The sequence below is a fragment of the Variovorax sp. dw_954 genome (assembly GCF_018449755.1).
GTDB lineage: Bacteria > Pseudomonadota > Gammaproteobacteria > Burkholderiales > Burkholderiaceae_C > Variovorax.
In genome coordinates this window covers 653,019-671,753 of the sequence record NZ_JAAVVD010000001.1, presented here as the reverse complement: position 1 = coordinate 671,753, position 18,735 = coordinate 653,019, and the positions used below count along the sequence as shown (strand labels likewise).

Below are 18,735 nucleotides of genomic sequence, written 5' to 3'. Positions count from 1 at the left end.
ATGACCCTAGCGCCCCGCCGCCGCGGTCGCCAGCGCGGCCAGCGTGTCGTCCACGCGCGGCGGCGTGGTCGCCTTCACTTGCGCCTGCAACTGCTGAACCAGCGTGGCAGCGGCCTGGGTGCGGCGGGAGGTGGGATCGAAGTACCTGTTGAGGGTGGCTGAAACCGCGGCCAGCTCGGTGCGGGTCGTGTCCACCTGGCGCCCCAGCAACGCCAGCCGAACGCTCAGCAACTTGAGCTTGAGGTTCTCGCGCAGGAAAAAGGTTTGCTCAGGTGCGACGAGCGCAGCCTCGGGCCGATCGATGCGGCTGACGCGCAGCAGGGACTGCGCCTCCTGGCGCACCATCAGCAGCGCGCGTTGCCACCACGGCGCATCGGCCGGGATGACACCGGCCAATGCGGTGTTCTCGTTGAGGCCGCGCACGGCGACCGCATTGAGGGTGGGCAGGTCGTCGACGAGGCGCATCAGTTCGTCGAGCTTTTGCAGGCCCTCGCCGTTGTCGCCGCTGGCGATGGTCCGGATGCGGTCGGCGTCGCGCTGCATGGCGCGCTGCAAGGGCGCGAGGCGAGGTTGCGCGGCGCGCGCGATGCGCTGGTCGCCCGCCTTGAGTGCGGCCAGCAGGGGCTCCACGTTGCCCGTGACCTCGGCCTGCTGCAGCGCAAGGCGGATCGCGGAATCGATGTCGACGACCAGGTTTTCATCGCGCGAGCGGGACAGGCTCTGCATCAGCTCCTCGAGTTGCGAGCGCTGCAATGCGACTTCGGCGAGGCGCGTTTCCGCGAGCGCGAGCCGCGCAGCGGTGTCGCGGACCGTTTCCTGCGCCTGGCGCGCGAGGGCGCGGGCCTCGGTGGCCTGGGCCAGGGAGTCGCCGCTCTGGCGCGCCAGTTGCTCCTGCATGCTGTCGAGCTTCTGCCCCAGCGTGAACGCCATGACCAGAGCCACGACGGCGACCAGTGCAAGAAGACCCAGGCCGATGCGCGACAGCAATCGCGCGGCCTCGGCCGGCGACACGGACCGCGTCACCGGCGCGACCGCCGGGGCAGCGCCCTCGGACGTCGGTTCATCAGGCAAGGCGGTGGCGCTCATCCGGCGAATTCTATCGATGCGACCAAGGCGGCCACGGTGGGCGCCGAAGTACGCACGAGGCCGAAGCCGGCAGCTTCCGCCGCCTGCGCGATGCGCGCGTGGGTGGCGACCGCGCGGGCCGCATGCCATGTCGCGCCGGGCAGCGCATGGCACAGGTTGGCAATGGCTTCGGAACTGCTGAAGAGCCAGGTGGCCTCGCCTTGCACGCCCTCCATCGCGATCCGGACATCGTCGGCGCCGAAGCTGGGCGGCAGGCGTCGGTATGCGACCAGCGTCTCGACCATGCCGCCGGCTGCCTCGACCTGGCGTGCGAGCCAGTCGCGGCCCGTGGCATGGCCGGCCGCATCGCCGCCGCGTACGATCAGCACCCGCGCGCCGGGGTGGACTTGCGCTTGCACACATATCCAAAGCGCTTCGGAATCGAATTGGGCGGTGTCTTCGGCGGGCGCATCGATGGCGGCGGCGGGGACGCCGACTTCCAGCAAGGCGCGCGTGGTGCCGGGGCCGGTGGCCCAGCAGCGGGGAGTCGTCGCCGGATCGACGTCGTCGGCGTGGGTTGCGAAGAAATGCTCGACGGCGGCGGCGCTGACGAACATCAGCGCGTCGTGATGACCGAGTGCCATCGCTGGCGCCGCCTGCGGCAGGGCGCCGATGACGATCAGGGGCAGCGCCACGGCATCCAGTCCGGCCGCGCGCAGTGCGTCGACCCAGCGCTGCGCCTCTCGCGCCGGGCGGGTCACGATGACGCGGCGCGCGGGCATGCGCGATGCGCTCAGCGGGCGCCGGCCTGGCGCAATGCCTCGGCGGCCTGACGGCCGAGCGCCTCGGCTTGCGCGGTGGTGCTCACGTCCGCCTCGCGCTGCACACGCAGCAGTTCGGCGACGCCGCCGGAATCTCCCCAGGCAGCATCGATGCGCAGCTTGCCATCGGCCTGCCAGCGCGCATGGGCCGCCAGCGGCATCGAGCAACTGCCGCCCATGGCGCGGCTCACGGCGCGTTCCGCTGCGGTGGCGCAGGTGTCGGCGAGGTGCGCGAGCGGGGCCAGGCATTCGATCAGGTCGGCCCGGTCGGCGCGCACTTCGATTCCGAGCGCACCCTGTCCGGCGGCGGGCAGCATCACGTCGGGATCGAAGGTGGTTCGGATGCGGCTTTCAAGGCCGAGGCGCTTGAGGCCCGCGGCCGCCAGCACGATCGCGTCGTACTGGCCTTCATCGAGCTTGCGCAGCCGCGTGTCGAGGTTGCCGCGCAGGGGCTCGATGCGCAGGTCGGGGCGCAGCTCCTGCAGCAGCACCACGCGGCGCAGGCTGGAGGTGCCGACCACGGCGCCCTCGGGCAGTTCGTCCAGTGAGGCATGGCGGGGCGAGACGAGCGCATCGCGCGGGTCTTCGCGCTCCAGCACGCAGGTGAGCGTGAAGCCGTCGGGCAGTTCCATGGGCACGTCCTTGAGCGAGTGGACGGCGATGTCGGCGCGGCCTTCTTCCAGCGCGAGTTCGAGTTCCTTCACGAACAGGCCCTTGCCGCCGACCTTGCTCAGGGAGCGATCCAGGATCTGGTCCCCGCGGGTGGTCATGCCCAGCAACTCGACCACGTGGCCCCGTTCTTGCAACAGCGACTGCACGTGTTGCGCCTGCCACATGGCCAGCCGGCTTTCGCGCGTGGCGATCACGATATGGGTCAAAGCTGGTTCCGATCATCAAAAAGGCGGCGGGAATGCTAGCATGTTGCACTGCAGCAACGCCATTCCGAGTCGCCATCCCGAGGAGATAAGTCGAGTGAAATCCGCCGAGAAAAAGTCGTCCGCGCCCAAGCGTCGCCAGAACGATGACCAGCCACTGATCGACGACATCCGGCTGCTCGGCCGCATTCTCGGCGACGTGATCCGCGAGCAGGAGGGCGAGGCGACCTATGACCTGGTGGAGAAGATCCGGACCATGTCAGTCGCCTTCCGGCGCGACGCGGACCACAGCGCCGAGCGCGCACTCAAGAACCTGCTCAAGGGGCTGAGCGCTGCCGAGACGGTGCGCGTGATCCGCGCCTTCACCTACTTCAGCCACCTGGCCAACCTGGCGGAAGACCGCCACCAGATCCGCCGCCGCACCGAGATCGACCGGGCCGGCGAGAGCGTCGAAGGCAGCCTGGAGACGGCGCTGGCACGCGTGCGCAAGGCGGGCATCACGCCATCCGCGGTGGTCGAGAGCCTGGCCCACAGCTACGTGTCGCCGGTGCTCACCGCGCACCCGACCGAAGTGCAGCGCAAGAGCATCCTGGACGCGGAGCGCGGCATCGCCCAGTTGATCACCGTGCGCGACGAGATCCTGCAGCGGCAGCAGATCTTTGCGGGCCGCAAGGACGCACTCACGCCGATCGAACTGGCCGAGAACGAACACCAGATCCGCACCCGCGTGACGCAGATCTGGCAGACCCGGCTGCTGCGCTTTTCCAAGCTCACCGTGGCCGACGAGATCGAGAACGCGCTGAGCTATTACGAAGCGACCTTCCTGCGCGAGATACCGAAGGTGTATGCCGAATTGGAGAGGTCGCTCGGCAAGGAAGGCATCGCGCCCTTCCTGCGCATGGGGCAGTGGATCGGCGGCGACCGCGACGGCAATCCGAACGTGACGGCGCAGACGCTGGAGTACGCGCTCAAGCGCCAGTGCGAACTGGCCCTGCGCCACTACCTGACCGAGGTGCATTACCTCGGCGGCGAGTTGTCGCTGTCGGCCACGCTGGTGGATATTTCGGTTGAGATGAATGCGTTGGCCGAGCGCTCGCCCGATTCCAACGAGCACCGCGTCGACGAGCCCTACCGCCGCGCGCTGACCGGTGTGTATTCGCGCCTGGCCGCCACCCTGAAGAAGCTGACCGGCGGCGACGCGGCGCGCCACGCGGTGCCGCCGCAGAACCCCTATCCCAACGCCGAGGAATTCCTGGCCGACCTGCGCACGGTCGCCGACTCGCTGCGCGAGAAGCACGGCGCGGTGCTGATCGAGCAGCGCCTGGGCCCGCTGATCCGCGCGGTGGAGGTGTTCGGCTTCCACCTGGCAACGGTGGACCTGCGCCAGAGCTCGGACAAGCACGAGGCGGTGGTGGCCGACCTGCTCAAGGTCGCGCGCATCGAGTCGGACTATTCGTCGCTCGATGAGCAGGCCAAGCAGGCGGTGCTGCTGAAGCTGCTCGACGACGCCCGGCCCCTGCGCGTGCCCGATGCCGCATACGAGCCGCTGACGACCAAGGAACTGGCGATCTTCGCGGCCGGCCGCACCATGCGCGCGACCTACGGCAACGCGGCCATCCGCCACTACATCATCAGCCACACCGAAACGGTGAGCGACCTGCTGGAAGCACTGGTGCTGCAGAAGGAAGTCGGCCTGCTGCGCGGAACGCTGAGCGTGGATGCGGTGGTCGACCTGATCGTGGTTCCGCTGTTCGAGACGATCGAGGACCTGCGCAATGCGGCGCCGATCGTGCGGGCCTACTACGCGCTGCCCGGCATCGCCGCGCTGGTGCAACGCTCCGGCGCGGAGCAGGACGTGATGCTCGGCTACAGCGACAGCAACAAGGACGGCGGCATCTTCACCAGCAACTGGGAGCTGTACCGCACCGGCACTGCGCTGGTGGCGCTGTTCGACGAACTGGACCTGGGCATCCGCCTGCGCATGTTCCATGGCCGCGGCGGCACCGTCGGGCGCGGCGGCGGCCCGAGCTACCAGGCCATCCTGGCCCAACCGCCCGGCACGGTGCGCGGCCAGATCCGCCTCACCGAGCAAGGCGAGGTGATCGGCTCCAAGTACGCCAATCGCGAGATCGGCCGTCGCAACCTGGAAACGCTGGTCGCGGCCACGCTCGAAGCCACGCTGCTGCCGCCGGCCAAGGCGGCGCCTGCGTCGTTCATCGAGGCGGCCAATGCGCTGTCGGCGTCCAGCATGGCGGCCTATCGCAAGCTGGTGTACGAGACCCCGAACTTCGGCGACTATTTCTTCGCGGCCACGCCGCTGCGCGAGATCGCCGAACTCAACATCGGCTCGCGGCCGGCCTCGCGCAACCCGAGCCACAAGATCGAGGACCTGCGCGCCGTGCCCTGGAGTTTCAGTTGGGGGCAGTGCCGTCTCACGCTGCCGGGCTGGTACGGCTTCGGCTCGGCGATCGAGCACTTCGTCGGTTCGGCCAGGAACGCGGCGGTGCGCAAGGAACGCCAGGCGCTGCTGCAGCGCATGTATGCGCAGTGGCCCTTCTTCCGCACGCTGCTGTCGAACATGGACATGGTGCTGGCCAAGAGCGACCTGGCGCTGGCCTCGCGCTATGCCGAACTGGTGGCCGACCGCAAGCTGCGCCAGAAGGTGTTCTCGATGATCGAGAGCGAATGGCATCGCACCTCCGAGGCGCTGACGCTCATCACCGGGGCCAAGCAGCGGCTGGAAGGCAATGCCGACATGCAGCGCTCCGTGCGCCATCGTTTCCCGTACATCGATCCGCTGCATCACCTGCAGGTGGAGCTGATGCGGCGCTACCGTGCCGGCGAAGGCGGCGAGCGCTTGCAGCGCGGCATTCACATTTCGATCAATGGGGTTGCGGCAGGCCTGCGAAACACCGGATAAGCAATACCGGTTAACCTGCAGCGACGGGGCCGTGTTCGGCGCGGCCTCCTACACCTCTTTCCGCGCATCCCTGCGCGACCGCCCGCTGCTCCTGCGTAGCCTGACCACAAGGTCCAAATGGAAGGCATGTTGCCTCTCCATCAAGGACACGCCACGGGAAGCGCTGCCATGTCTTTCTCGACCCTTCTGGGCCCCGCATCTGTCGGGGCCCTGTCTTCTGTTTCCGCGGACCTGGTCCATGGGGATCTGGTCGCGCTCGCGGCCCATATGCAGCACTGCGCCCGGTCCCGAGGTCCGATGTTCGGCCTCCGGTCGGCGCTCCAGGCGGGCCAGTCCGCGGCCGCCAGCCGCATCGTCACGGTGGCATGCATCGGCTTCGGCCTGGTGATCGCGGTGCTGGCGCTCGCCTGATCGCGCAACGGGCGTGACCGCGGACATCCTGCAACGGCTGCCCAAGCTCAGCGACGAAGCGCGCGAGTTCCTGCGAACGCCGCGCGAGCGCATCGAACCCGCGATCCGCGCGGAGTTGTTCGGTATCCAGCGCTTCGAGGCGCATGGGCGCAGCCTGGCGCGCGCGCAAGTTGTGTCGGACCCGTCGATTCCCTCGCGCAACCCGCCCTTCTTTCCGCGCGTCGACGAGAACCTTGCGTCGCTGCGGGAGGCCTTCGACTACATCGCGCTGACCTCGCGCAGCGGGCGCTATGTGTCGCCCGCGGCCGAATGGCTGCTGGACAACTTCCACCTGATCGAAGACCAGTTGCAGCAGATTCGCGAAGGCGTGCCGCGCCGTTATTACGCGCACCTGCCCAAGCTTGCCGCGCCACCGCTGGCCGGGTTGCCGCGCGTCTATGGCATCGCCTGGGCCTACGTGGCCCACACCGACAGCGTGCTCAACGCGGACCTGTTCGCCGCCTTCATCAATGCCTACCAGGAGGTGGACGAACTCACGCTCGGCGAACTCTGGGCATTGCCGACCACGCTGCGCGTGGTGCTGCTGGAGAATCTGCGCCGGGTGGCCGAACGCATTGCGCGCGACAAGGTGGCGCGCGAGGTGGCGCATGCGGTCTGGGACGCGGCGGACACGCTGACGACAGCGGAACTCGACGCGCTGGGCGAACTGGCGCGGCGCCATGAACTCAACGACAGCTACCTGCTACAGCTGTGGCAACGGCTGCCCGTCGAACGCGGCGACAAGGCGCCCGCGCTGGTGCGCTGGACCGAGGCGCATTGCCCGAACGGCCCGGCACTGATCAACGACGCGCAAACCGCTGCGGTGGCCGCCAACATCACGGTGGGCAACATCATCACGACGCTGCGCGTGATCGGCCAACTTGTCTGGTCGGACCTGATCGAACCCCTGAGCCACTCGCTGCGCATCCTGCGCGAGTTGCCGAGCTTCGCGCGAGAGAGCGAACTCACGCGCCAGCAGATCACCCATGCGATGGAGCAGCTGGCGCGCCAGAGCGGACGTTCGGAACTCCGGGTCGCGCAAGTCGTCGTGCGGCGTGCACGCATGGAGTACGCGGGCAGCACCGTCGATGAACCGGCCCTCGACCTCTACGCACGGGCCGAGCGCACCGCGGGCTTCCACCTGCTCGGCCCGGGGCGCGACGCCTTGCTGGACGCGCTGCGCAACCGGGATGCGCAGCCCTCCTCCGAGCCGGCCGACTGGCAAGCGCCGTTCCAGTCGTGGCGCCTGCCGCTGTACCTGGTGGCGATCCTCGGCTGCACGGCCTTGCTGCTGGTCGCGGCGGCCCATCACCTGGATCGCATCGATTGGCCGGTGGTCGGCAGCGGCGGATGGCTGACCGGGCTCTGCCTGTTGCTGATGGCGCTGCCACTGTCGGAAGGCGTGGTCTCGCTGGTGCACCGCATCGCGGCCGAGTCGGCGCGCATCGAGCCCCTGCCGCGGCTGGATTTCTCCAGCGGCATACCGGCGGGCCACCGGGTGCTGGTGGTCATTCCGGCAATGCTGAGCTCGGTCGAGGGCAACGCCCGGCTGGTCCGCCAGCTCGAACTGCATTGGCTGGCGAACCGGGAAGACGAAGCCCAGTTCGCATTGCTCGGCGACTGGGCCGATGCGGACCGGGAGAGCCTGCCCGAGGACGCCGTGCTGCTGCACGACGCGCGCCGCCGCATCGACGCGCTCAACGCGCGCTATCCGCGCAAGCCCGAGAAACTGGCCCGCTTCCTGTTGCTGCACCGGCCCCGCACCTGGAGCCAGACGGAGCAACGCTGGATGGGCTGGGAACGCAAGCGCGGCAAGCTGGAGATGGTGCTGCGGCTGCTGGCCACCGGCGACGCGAGCGGCTTCCTGCCCGATGGGTCGGGCAGCTTGCTGGCGGCGCGCATTCCCTACGTGGTCACGCTCGACGCCGACACCACGCTGCCGCCCGGCACGCTGCGCGAATTGGTCGCCGTCGCCGCGCATCCACTGAACGCACCGCAGATCGATGCCGACACGCGCCGCGTGGTGGCGGGCTACGGCATCCTGCAACCGCGCATCGTGACGCCGTTTCCGACGCGATCCAGGCGCACGCTGTTTCACTGGCTGTTTGCCGGCGCCTGCGGCATCGACCCCTACAGCAGCGGCGCGTCGGACATCTACCAGGACCTGTTCGGCAACGGCTCGTTCACCGGCAAGGGCCTGCTCAACGTGCAGGCGGTGCATGCCGTGCTCGACGGCCGCATGCCCGAAGGCGCGGTGCTCAGCCATGACCTGCTCGAAGGCACTGTCGCGCGCTGCGCCTTGCTGAGCGACGTGGTGTTGCTGGAGGACCATCCGCAGCATGCCGGCGTGGCCGCCTCGCGCGTGCATCGCTGGACGCGCGGCGACTGGCAACTGTTGCCGTTGATGGGGCGCGCGCAGCGCTTCGGCATCGATGCGCTCGGCCTCTGGAAGATGACCGACAACCTGCGCCGCGCGATGGTGCTGCCGGCATCGGCGGCGTTGCTGGGCCTGAGCCTCTTCACCGACGCGGTGCCGGTCGCGCTGGCGCTTGCGGCCGTGGCGGCCGCGCTGGTGCTGGGGCCGCTGCTGGGCGCGCTGGCGGGGCTGGTGCCAACACGGCGGCGCATCGAACTGCGCCACTTCTTCGATGTCGGATCGGGCGACTTGCTGCGGGCGCTGGCAGGCGCGGCCTGGCAGTTCAGCCAGCTGTGGGCGCAAGCCTGGCTGCTGATGAACGCGACCCTGCGCGCCGCCTGGCGCCTGCTGGTGAGCCGTCGCCACCTGCTCGAATGGACCACGGCGGAACAGGCGGAGGCGCAGGCGGGCCACTCGCCCGGGGCCTTCCTGCGCGCCGGCGCCTGGCCGAGCGCCGCCTGCGTGGCATTGGCCGCGCTGGCGCTGGGCAGCCCGCACCCGTGGCTGGGCGCGCTGCTGTTCGCCGTGTGGGCCTGCGCGCCGCTGGTGGCCTGGTGGAGCAGCCGCCCGCCGTCGCAGGCAGGGCCGCAAGCGCAGTTGCCCGCCGACGAGCGCGACTACCTCGCCACCGTCGCGCGCGACACCTGGCGATTCTTCGAGAAGGTGGTCGGCGCCGAGGACAACCACCTGCCGCCCGACAACCTGCAGCTCGAGCCGGAATTCACTGTCGCGCACCGCACCTCGCCGACCAACATCGGCATGTACCTGCTCGCCACCTGCTGCGCACGCGAGTTCGGCTGGATCGACAACGCCGCGCTGGCCGCGCGCATCGGCGCGACACTCGACAGCGTGGAGCGCTTGCCCAAGCATGACGGCCACCTCTTCAACTGGTACGAGACGCGCTCGCTGGAGGTGCTGCGGCCGGCCTATGTGTCGAGCGTGGACAGCGGCAACCTGGCGGGCCACCTGATGGCCGTGGCGCAGGCCTGCCGGGTGCGTGCGCGCGACGGCGGCGCCGCCCTGGACGCACTCGAGTCGCTGGCGCGGCGCTGCGACACGCTCGCCGGCGCGATGGACTTCAGCGGCCTCTACGACGCCAAGCGCCACCTCTTCCACATCGGCCTGCGCGCGGACGAGCACGTGCTCGATGCGAGCTACTACGACCTGCTGGCTTCCGAGTCGCGGCTGTTGAGCTTCATCGCGATTGCCAAGGGCGATGTGCCGCGCCGCAACTGGAGCGCGCTCGGCCGGCCGTACGTCACCGTCGGCGTGCGGCCCGGGCTGAAGTCGTGGTCGGGCTCGATGTTCGAGTACCTCATGCCCGGCCTGGTGATGCCGGAGCCGGACGACGGCTTGCTGCAGGTGGCCAGCATCGCCGCCATTCGCGAGCAGCAGGCCTTCGGCGTGGCGCAGCAGTTGCCGTGGGGTGTCTCGGAGTCCGCGTACTTCGCGCGGGACCATTCGCTCGCCTACCAGTACTCGCCCTTCGGCGTGCCCCGGCTGGCCTTGCGTCGCACGCCGCTCACCGACCGGGTCGTGGCGCCCTATGCCAGCCTGATGGCCGCGCAACTGGCGCCGCATGAGGCGGTGCTCAACCTGAGACGGCTGGAGTCGCTCGGCGCGCGCGGCGAGCTCGGCTTCTGCGATGCGGTCGACTTCACCGTCTCGCGCCAGGCCGAGGGCCAGGCCTTCAGCGTGGTGCGCAACTTCATGGCGCACCACCAGGGCATGTCGCTGGTGGCGCTGTGCAACCTGCTGTGCGGCGAGGCGCCGCGCCGCTGGTTTGGCGGCACGGCGCTGGCCGAGGCCTATGCGGCCCTGCTGCAGGAGCGCACGCCGCGCCAGGTCATCGGCAGCGCCGACCCGCGCACGCCGCCCGAACCCGCGAACGGCGATGCCGCGCCGGTGTTCCAGCCACGCACCGTCGATCCGATGGTGCCCGGCTTCCAGCCCACGCACCTGCTCTCCAACGGCCGCTACACGGTCGCGTTGCGGGCCAACGGCGCCGGCGTCAGCCGATGGCAGGCCTTCAACGTCAGCCGCTGGCGCGACGATCCGCTGCGCGATGGGTATGGCACCTTCTTCTACGTCCGCGACAGCGACAGCAGCCTCTCATCGCTCACGGCCCTGCCCGCGCCGGACCCGGATTGGCGCTACCGCACCCGCTTCCTCGCCGACCAAGTGCAGTTCGACGCGAAGGGCCCCGGCCTGCAGGCGCGCACCACCGTCCTGATCAGCCCCGAGGACGACACCGAGCTGCGTACCGTGACGCTGCACAACACCAGCGACCAGACGCGCGAGCTGGAGCTGATCTCCTGCTTCGAACCCGTGCTGTCGCTGCCCAAGGCCGACGAGGCCCATCCCGCCTTCGCCAACCTCTTCGTCGAGACGCGCTGGGAGCCGACCTGGCGGGCGCTGCTCATGACGCGCAAGCCGCGGCTGCAGGGCGATCCGGTGGTGGCCGCGGCGCATTTCGTCGCGGCGGTCGATGCGCACATGCTCTCGGTGGAATGCATGGCGGACCGGCGCGCCTTCATCGGGCGCAACGGCCGGCTGTCGATGCCCGCGCTGGACCCGCAGCCGATGACGCCCGACGGCGCACCGATCAACGGACTCGACCCGATCGCCTGCCTGCGGGTGCGCCTGTCGATCCGGCCCGGCGCCACGGCGCGCGTGACCTTCGCGACGGCAGCGGCCGACAGCACCGACGCGCTCATCCCCGTGATCGACCGCTACCTGCAATTCACGCTCGTCGAGCGCGCCAGCCGCATGGCCGCGACGCTGGCGCAGGTGCGTCTGCGCGACCTCGACATCGGGCCGGCGCAAAACCTCGCGCTGCAGGACCTGACCACCATCCTGACCTACACCACGCCGCGGGTGATGAGCGATCGCGGCCTCATCGACCTGCGGCTGCTGTGGCGCTTCGGCATCTCGGGCGACAAGCCGATCGTGCTGGTGCACATTCATTCCGGCACCGGCATGGGCCTCATCAACACGCTGCTGCGCGCCCAGCCCTGGTGGGGCTTTGGCGGGGTGGCCTGCGACCTGGTCGTGCTCAATGCGGAGGCCGCTTCGTACCAGATGCCGCTGCAGCGCGAGATCGAGGCCCTGCGCGATCGCATCAGCCACCAGACGCAGAACAGCTTTCCGCGCAACGACTCCGCCGGCTTCTACCTGTTGCGCGACGAGGAGGTGACGCCCGCGGAGAAAGCGGCGTTGTCGAGCCTGGCGCGGGCGGTGTTCACGGCCGATGGGCGGCCCCTGGAACTACAGGTGGCCGCGTTGCGCGAGCCCGCACCAATCACGCCATCGCCGGGCCAGGCCTCTACGACAACCAGCGTGCCGCTGCTGGCGCCGCTTAGAAGCGCGGCCACGTCGGACAGGGCCGCTCACGCGGTCGTCGGCGACTTCGACGCGGCCAGCGGCGAATTCCGCTTCGATGTCGACGCGACGCACCGGCCCGAACGGCCCTGGATCAACGTGATCGCCAATGCCGGGTTCGGCTTCCAGATCTCGGAGGCGGGCGCAGGCTACACCTGGGCCGTCAACAGCCAGATGCAACAGCTCACGCCCTGGTCGAACGATCCGGTGCAGGACCCCGCGTTCGAGCACTACCTGTTGCAGGACCTCGACTCGCGCGAATTGCTGCCGCTCACCCCCGCGGGTCGCGGCCCGGGCAGCGACGCGGTGCATCGCGTGCGGCACGGACAGGGCTACACCGTGTTCGAGTGCACGCACGGTGGGCTGGTGTTGGCGACCACCTTCTTCGCCGACCGCGACGACAGCGTGAAGCTGGTGCAGGTGGAGGTCCGGCACGAAGGCGCCACGCCGCGCAACCTGCGGGCGCTGGCGATGGCCGAATGGCAATTGGGCCCGGCGCGCGGCGCGCGGCGCACGGTGCATTGCTGGAAGCCCGACGACCTGCCCGCCGTGTTCGGCCAGCAACGCGAATCGAGCACCGGCATGGGCGGCGGCACGGCATTCCTGATGCTTGCGGGGCTGCAGGCGGCGACGCACTGGACTTGCGACCGCAACGAGTTCTTCCGCCGTGGCGGCGTCGAGATCCCCAGCGCATTGGGGCGACGCGCAGGCAGCGGGCTCGATGCCTGCGCGGCCATCGCTGGCGACTTCACGCTCGCGCCGGGACAGACGATGCGCTTTGCCTTCGCGCTGGGCTACGCAGCCGATGCGGCGGCCGCGGCACAGCTGGCCACCCGATGGCAGCAACGCGACGTGCCTGCGGCCCTGGCGCAGGCGCGAGGCTTCTGGGACGAACTGCTGGGCCGCGTGCAGGTGCGCACTCCCGATCCGCTGTTCGATGTGCTGGTCAACCGCTGGCTGCTCTACCAGACGCTCGCCTGCCGGCTGTGGTCGCGCGCCGGCTTCTACCAGGCCGGCGGCGCCTTCGGCTTTCGCGATCAACTGCAGGACGCGATGGCCTTCGCCGCCATCGACCCCGCGCGCCTGCGCAACCAGATCTTCGTCAACGCCGCACGCCAGTGGCCCGAGGGCGACGTGCAGCACTGGTGGCACATGCCGGGCGGCGCCGGCGTGCGAACGCATTTTTCCGACGACCTGCTGTGGCTGCCCTTTGCATGCGCGCACTATGTCGAGGTCACGGCCGATGCCAGCCTGCTCGACCAGCCGGTGTCCTTCATCGAGGGCCCGCAGATTCCACCGGGTGCCGAAGACGCGTACTACGTGCCGCAGACCAGCGACCAGGTGGCCACGGTCTACGAGCACGGCGCACGCGCCATCGACCACAGCCTCACGAAAGGCGCGCACGGCCTGCCGCTGATGGGCACCGGCGACTGGAACGACGGCATGAACCGCGTGGGCAGCGAAGGCAAGGGCGAATCGGTGTGGCTGGCCTGGTTCCTGTGCGCGGTGGTCGAGCGCTATGCGCCGCTGGCGGATGCGCGCGGGGAACACGAGCGGGCGTCCAGGTGGCGGGCTGCGCGCGATGGCTGGATCGGCGCGCTGCACGATGCGGGCTGGGATGGCGCATGGTTCCGGCGCGCCTTCTTCGACAATGGCGCGCCGCTCGGCTCGTCGGCCAACACCGAATGCCGCATCGACCTGATCGCGCAGGCGTGGTCGGTGTTGTCGGGCGCGTCGACCCCTGCCTTCACCGACAAGGCCATGGCGGCGCTGAGGCAGCAACTTGGCGACGAGCAGGCCGGGCTGCTGCGCCTGTTGACGCCACCGTTCGAACACTCGGCCAACAGCCCCGGCTACATCCAGGCCTATCCACCGGGCGTGCGCGAGAACGGCGGGCAGTATTCGCACGGCGCCGTGTGGGCCTTGATGGCGCAGGCGCTGCAGGGCGACCATGAGGCTGCGTGGCGCAGCTTCGAGGGCCTGAGCCCCGCGCACCGGGCACGGCATCCGCAGCGCGGTCCGGTCTATGAGATCGAGCCGTATGTGATGGCCGGGGATACCTATGGCGCCCCACCCTATGTCGGGCGCGGCGGCTGGAGCTGGTACACCGGCTCCGCGGCCTGGATGCATCGCGCGGCGGTCGAGACGCTGCTGGGGCTCGAACTGCGTGGCCCGACATTGCGCATGACGCCACGCGTGCCGGCGCACTGGCCCGGGTTCGAGATCACGCTGCGGCTCGATGGGCGTACGCTGCGGGTGCGCCGGGGAGAAGTCGACGGGGGCGACGCGGACACGCATTCAGTCCGGGTCGGCGAGTGGATCGACTGGCACGCGCTGCCGCTGGATGGCGTGCTGCGGGTTGCCTGATGTGCTCGCTCCAGGAGGCCGTGCGGCAGGACATCGATCACGGAAATCTGGACGCCGCATCCCTCTTCGCTAGGAGAGATGGGTTCTCGCTAACCCCTACGGCAACAGTTCGTTGACGATCTGACACTGGCCCTGCCCAATATTGGGCGGAGGAGAACACCATGATCAAGAACATTGCCATTGCCGCCTGCGCTTGCCTGCTTGTGAGCGGTGCATTTGCGAGAGGCGGCGGCGGCCACTCTGGTTACAGCTCGGGGACGGGGGTCAACAGTTCAAGCCACTCCGTCAGTGGCTACTCGAAATCGAACGGAACCTACGTCGCCCCCTCGCACGCCACCAATCCGAACAGCACCAGGAGCGACAACTACTCGACTCGCGGAAACTTCAATCCGTACACCGGCAAGCCCGGAACGAAGTAGCCGCGGCACGATTGGAATCTGGCGGGCGGCGTCACGTTTTTACTTTGCAAGGCTTGAGGTAGTGACGCCCGCCTCGGCGGTTGCATGGAAAGGCCGGCGCAGTTGAATGCCTGGGGCTCGGAGCCGCATCCCGGCCATGAGCAACCTCGTGGGACTCGACAGCTAGGCCTGTGCACGCGACGCCGCCGTGACGTGATGAAGGTCGGCGACCTCCACTTCGCAGCCAACCTCGCCGTCGAGCAAGAGCCACAGCGCGCTCCCGTCCTGCTCGTAAACAACGTCTGCGATGGGATAAATGTCTGTGAGCGAGCAACGCTTGGTCTGCACGTCCTTGAGGATGCCGAACATCGGCAAGCCGTCATTGTTGGCAATGTCGATGGCACTCCACAGGCTCTTGCGGTTGTTGTTGTTCACGCCTGGCTTTTCTTTGGCGACCCTGTACCAATACGATCCGCTTGCGCGATCCTTCCTGATGGCGCATTCGCGCACGACAGGTGCCGTCTTGGTCTGGTGGTAGTTCCACAAGGTCATCACAAACTTGGTCGCATGACCTTTTCGGGCCAGCGGCATCAGTACGTCGAAGGCGTACCAGCGTTGGCCCGGTGCAAGCACATCCTGTTGAAGATATGCCGCGTTGTGTTCGGAGGTGAATTTGCTCTTGTCGGTCATCGGTTCGTTGTGCAAGGGTGCATGGCACATGCCGACGCTTCTGCAGTCTGATTGTCGTAGTGGACTCGGCAGCCTTCGTGGGCATTTCGGTTAATCATGGCCCACGATGGATCGCCAGGAAATCCAGCCTAGAGACCCTTCTCGATCATGTCCAGCAATTGCTGCCCCAGCGCCTCCGCATGCTTCTCCGGCACGCCGCGCAACGGGCCTTCGATCATCAGCAGGGCCAGCCCATGGACGCCGGCCCACGCCAGGAACTCGGCGCCCTGCCGGCGCGCAGCAGGCATCGCACCCGCCGCGACCATGCGGTCCAGTGCCGCGCCCAGCAATTGGAACGGGTTGAGGCCGCCGGGCCCCACCGCGCCCGGTCCGGCGTTCAGAGGCTCCAGCAGTTCGGGCTGGCCGAAGAAGGCGGTACGAAACAACCCCGTCTGGACGCGCGCGAAGCGCAGGTAGCCTGTGCCGACGGCACGCAAACCGGCGCGTGCCAGGTCCGTAGCCCTGCCCTTGGCGGGGACGGCGGCAAGCTCCTTCTCCATCGCAGCAGCCACTGCTGACAGCGCCGCGGCGCGCACCTCCCGCAGCAACTCGAGCCGGCTCGCAAAGTGGCGATAGGCCGCGTTGGGCACGACGCCGGCACGACGCGTCGCCTCGCGCAGCACCACGGCCTCGGGCCCGCCGCCTCGCGCGAGCTCGATACCCGCCTCCAGCAAGGCGCGCCGCAAGTCCCCATGCCGATAGCTGTCGCGGACCGGTGGCGGAGTGGGCTCTGTGCGCATTTGTTTCCAATGTGGACGCTGTCCATTATGTCTGCTATCTTTTGTGGACGACGTACACAAACCACCCTTTTCCACCTGAAAGGAACTGCATTGAGCACCAAGATCTTCGTCAACCTCCCCGTCAAGGACCTCGACAAGTCGGTGGCCTTCTTCACCGCGCTGGGCTTCAAGTTCAACCCCCAGTTCACCGACAAGAACGCGACCTGCATGATCGTCAGCGAAGAGGCTTTCGTGATGCTGCTGGTCGAGCCCTTCTTCAAGACCTTCACGCCCAAGCCGATCAGCGACGCGCACAAGAGCACCGAGGTGCTGGTCTGCCTGTCATGCGAGAGCCGCGGGGAGGTGGACGACATGGTCGCCAAGGCCGTGGCCGCCGGGGGCGCCACGCCCAACAAGGCCAACGACCACGGCTTCATGTACCAGCATGGCTTCCAGGACCTGGACGGCCATCTCTGGGAACTCGCATGGATGGACATGAGCGCCATGCCCGCCAACCCCTGACCTCAACGCAAGGAGAACCCGTCATGAAAGTCCAACCCTATCTCTTCTTCGACGGGCGCTGCGAAGAAGCGCTCGAGTTCTACCGCTCCGCCCTCGGCGCAAAGGTCGGCATGGTGATGCGCTTCAAGGACAACCCCGAGCCGCCGCAACCGGGCGGGCCCGGCAGCGCGCCGGGCAACGACAACAAGATCATGCATGCCGAGTTCACCCTCGGCGAATCGCTGCTGATGGCCTCCGACGGCTACGCGACAGGCAAGCCGGAGTTCAAGGGCTTCTGCCAGTCGATCAGCACCAGGGACGATGCCGAGACCCAGCGCATCTTCGACGCGCTGGCCAAGGGCGGCTCGGTCCGGATGCCGCTGGGCAAGACCTTCTTCGCGTCGTCCTTCGGCATGGTCGAGGATCGCTTCGGCATGCCGTGGATGGTGATCACGCAGCACGACTGAACCTTCGAAGGCGCTGCGACGCTGCCGGGTTCGCCCCGGCACAACCCCTTGGACAGGCCCGCAAGTGGCTACACTGCACGCCCGCTGACCAGCGTGCCGCCCAAGGAGACAACTTGATGCGCAAGCGATTCGTCGTTCTGGCCGCCGTCTTCGCGGCCCTGTGGTTTCAAGGGCTGGCGGCGCATGCCGCGTCTCCCTTGCCGCGCCTCAAGATCGACCCGGCCCAGACCACCGTGTCGGGCCTGTCCTCCGGCGGCTTCATGGCCAACCAGCTCGGCTACGCCTACTCGGCCACCTTCCGCGGCGTCGGCGTCTTCGCAGGCGGCCCCTACATGTGCGCCGGCCACAGCTACTACACGGCCTGCATGTACAACGCGACGATCAGCAGCCAGATGCTGAACACGATGCAGTCCGACCTCAACAACTGGAGCGACACCGCGATCGACAGCAAGGCGAACGTCGCGCAGCAGAAGGTCTACCTCTTCGTCGGCAACAGCGACACCACCGTCGGCCCCAATCCGATGAACGCGGTGCAGACGCAGTACACGGCCAACGGCGTGGCCGCCGCCAACCTCGACTATGTCAAGCGCGCCAGCACGGCCCACACCTTTCCGACCGATTTCGACGGCGCCGGCAACAACAGCTGCAACTCCGCCGCCTCTCCCTACATCAGCAACTGCGGCTACGACGGCGCCAAGGCCGCGCTGACCCGCTTCTACGGCACGCTCAACGCCCGCAACAATGCGCCAGCCGCCGCCAACTACGTCGAGTTCGACCAGACCGCATTCACCGGCAATGCCGGCATGGCGCATACCGGATGGATCTACGTCCCTTCGGAATGCGCGAGCGGCGCCGCGACCTGCCGGCTGCACGTGGCGCTGCACGGCTGCCAGCAGAACTACGCCACCATCGGCGACAAGTTCATCAAGAACACCGGCTACACCCGCTGGGCCGACACCAACCGCATCGTCGTGCTCTTCCCGCAGACCCGCGTCGACAACACGAGCCACCCGACATCGGCCAGCGGCACGCTGCCCAACGGCAACGGTTGCTGGGACTGGATCGGCTGGTACGGCAGCAACTTCGCCCAGCGCGCCGGCAGCCAGCAGGCGGCCATCAAGGCCATGGTCGACCAGATCGCTTCCGGAGGTAGTGGAAGCGGCGGCGGTGGGGGCGGCGGCGCATTGCCCGCGCCCACGGGTGTCACGCTGTCCGCGGCGACATCCAGCAGCATGACCATCGGCTGGACCGCGGTGGCCGAAGCCACGGGCTACAACGTCTACCGCAATGGCAGCAAGTCGAACGCCGCGCCCGTTGCCGCCACCAGCTTCACCGACACTGGCCTGGCTGCGGGCACGTCCTATTCATGGACCGTGGCAGCCGTCGATGCCTCGGGGGTCGAAGGCGCCGCCTCGACGCCGGCCACGGGCACCACGACGGGCGGCGCCGCCGCCTGCTTCACCGCGTCGAACTACGCGCACGTCAGCGCCGGGCGCGCCTACGTCAGCATGTGGCTTGCCTTTGCCAATGGCTCGAACCAGTTCATGGGCCTGTGGAACATCTTCGCCACGACCACGCTGAAGCAGACCGGCCCCGGCTACTACGTGCTCGGTAGCTGCCCGTAAT

Annotated in this window: 12 protein-coding genes; 7 read left to right on the top strand and 5 right to left on the bottom strand. The window is 68.5% G+C overall.

The features are described 5' to 3' along the window. Positions 1-6: 6 nt before the first annotated feature. From HB681_RS03070 to hemC, 3 genes are read right to left on the bottom strand one after another with little or no spacing between them, the layout of a single operon-like run. Entirely contained in the window at positions 7-1,086 is a 1,080-nt protein-coding gene (locus HB681_RS03070; protein ID WP_213953266.1) for a uroporphyrinogen-III C-methyltransferase, read from the bottom strand. After that, positions 1,083-1,847, bottom strand: a complete 765-nt coding sequence (locus HB681_RS03065; RefSeq protein ID WP_213953265.1) for a uroporphyrinogen-III synthase — start codon at positions 1,845-1,847, stop codon at positions 1,083-1,085. The genes HB681_RS03070 and HB681_RS03065 overlap by 4 nt, the downstream gene beginning before the upstream one ends. Positions 1,848-1,858: 11 nt before the next feature. Next, positions 1,859-2,722, bottom strand: a complete 864-nt coding sequence (gene hemC / locus HB681_RS03060; protein ID WP_256354724.1) for a hydroxymethylbilane synthase — start codon at positions 2,720-2,722, stop codon at positions 1,859-1,861. 82 nt (positions 2,723-2,804) lie between these two features. Between hemC and ppc the strand changes: the two genes are divergently transcribed. The 4 genes from ppc (at position 2,805) to HB681_RS03040 (ending at position 14,714) form a co-directional block, all read left to right on the top strand. After that, positions 2,805-5,681: a phosphoenolpyruvate carboxylase gene (ppc, locus tag HB681_RS03055; RefSeq protein WP_213953263.1), complete on the top strand. Its 2,877-nt coding sequence runs from the start codon at positions 2,805-2,807 to the stop codon at positions 5,679-5,681. Between the two features lie 168 nt (positions 5,682-5,849). After that, positions 5,850-6,092: a hypothetical protein gene (locus HB681_RS03050; protein WP_256734793.1), complete on the top strand. Its 243-nt coding sequence runs from the start codon at positions 5,850-5,852 to the stop codon at positions 6,090-6,092. 13 nt (positions 6,093-6,105) lie between these two features. After that, entirely contained in the window at positions 6,106-14,295 is an 8,190-nt protein-coding gene (locus HB681_RS03045) for a glucoamylase family protein (RefSeq protein ID WP_213953262.1), read from the top strand. A 161-nt stretch (positions 14,296-14,456) separates the two neighbouring features. After that, on the top strand, positions 14,457-14,714 hold the full coding sequence (locus HB681_RS03040; protein ID WP_213953261.1) for a hypothetical protein: 258 nt from the start codon (positions 14,457-14,459) through the stop codon (positions 14,712-14,714). 162 nt (positions 14,715-14,876) lie between these two features. On the opposite strand, the gene HB681_RS03035 is transcribed toward HB681_RS03040, so the two are convergent. After that, positions 14,877-15,383: a hypothetical protein gene (locus HB681_RS03035; RefSeq protein ID WP_213953260.1), complete on the bottom strand. Its 507-nt coding sequence runs from the start codon at positions 15,381-15,383 to the stop codon at positions 14,877-14,879. A gap of 128 nt (positions 15,384-15,511) precedes the next feature. After that, a complete protein-coding gene (locus tag HB681_RS03030; RefSeq protein WP_213953259.1) occupies positions 15,512-16,162 on the bottom strand; it encodes a TetR/AcrR family transcriptional regulator in 651 nt (216 codons plus the stop codon). A gap of 90 nt (positions 16,163-16,252) precedes the next feature. On the opposite strand from HB681_RS03030, the gene HB681_RS03025 reads away from it, so the two are divergent. The 3 genes from HB681_RS03025 to HB681_RS03015 all read left to right on the top strand — a co-directional run bounded on the left by HB681_RS03025 (position 16,253) and on the right by HB681_RS03015 (position 18,734). Further along, positions 16,253-16,663 (top strand): VOC family protein, encoded by a 411-nt coding sequence (locus HB681_RS03025; protein WP_213953258.1) that lies wholly within the window; start codon positions 16,253-16,255, stop codon positions 16,661-16,663. Between the two features lie 23 nt (positions 16,664-16,686). Next, positions 16,687-17,109: a VOC family protein gene (locus HB681_RS03020; RefSeq protein ID WP_213953257.1), complete on the top strand. Its 423-nt coding sequence runs from the start codon at positions 16,687-16,689 to the stop codon at positions 17,107-17,109. 116 nt (positions 17,110-17,225) lie between these two features. Beyond that, positions 17,226-18,734 carry a PHB depolymerase family esterase gene (locus tag HB681_RS03015; protein ID WP_213953256.1) on the top strand — a complete coding sequence of 503 codons (1,509 nt, stop codon included), beginning with the start codon at positions 17,226-17,228 and terminating at the stop codon, positions 18,732-18,734. The last annotated feature ends 1 nt before the right edge of the window (position 18,735 follow it).

Coding starts and splice junctions, on each gene's coding strand:
- HB681_RS03050 (WP_256734793.1), top strand. CDS start 5,850: ATGTCTTTCTCGACCCTTCTGGGCCCCGCATCTGTCGGGGCCCTGTCT.
- HB681_RS03040 (WP_213953261.1), top strand. CDS start 14,457: ATGATCAAGAACATTGCCATTGCCGCCTGCGCTTGCCTGCTTGTGAGC.
- HB681_RS03070 (WP_213953266.1), bottom strand. CDS start 1,086: ATGAGCGCCACCGCCTTGCCTGATGAACCGACGTCCGAGGGCGCTGCC.
- HB681_RS03065 (WP_213953265.1), bottom strand. CDS start 1,847: ATGCCCGCGCGCCGCGTCATCGTGACCCGCCCGGCGCGAGAGGCGCAG.
- HB681_RS03015 (WP_213953256.1), top strand. CDS start 17,226: ATGCGCAAGCGATTCGTCGTTCTGGCCGCCGTCTTCGCGGCCCTGTGG.
- HB681_RS03030 (WP_213953259.1), bottom strand. CDS start 16,162: ATGCGCACAGAGCCCACTCCGCCACCGGTCCGCGACAGCTATCGGCAT.
- HB681_RS03020 (WP_213953257.1), top strand. CDS start 16,687: ATGAAAGTCCAACCCTATCTCTTCTTCGACGGGCGCTGCGAAGAAGCG.
- ppc (WP_213953263.1), top strand. CDS start 2,805: ATGTTGCACTGCAGCAACGCCATTCCGAGTCGCCATCCCGAGGAGATA.
- HB681_RS03035 (WP_213953260.1), bottom strand. CDS start 15,383: ATGACCGACAAGAGCAAATTCACCTCCGAACACAACGCGGCATATCTT.
- hemC (WP_256354724.1), bottom strand. CDS start 2,722: ATGTGGCAGGCGCAACACGTGCAGTCGCTGTTGCAAGAACGGGGCCAC.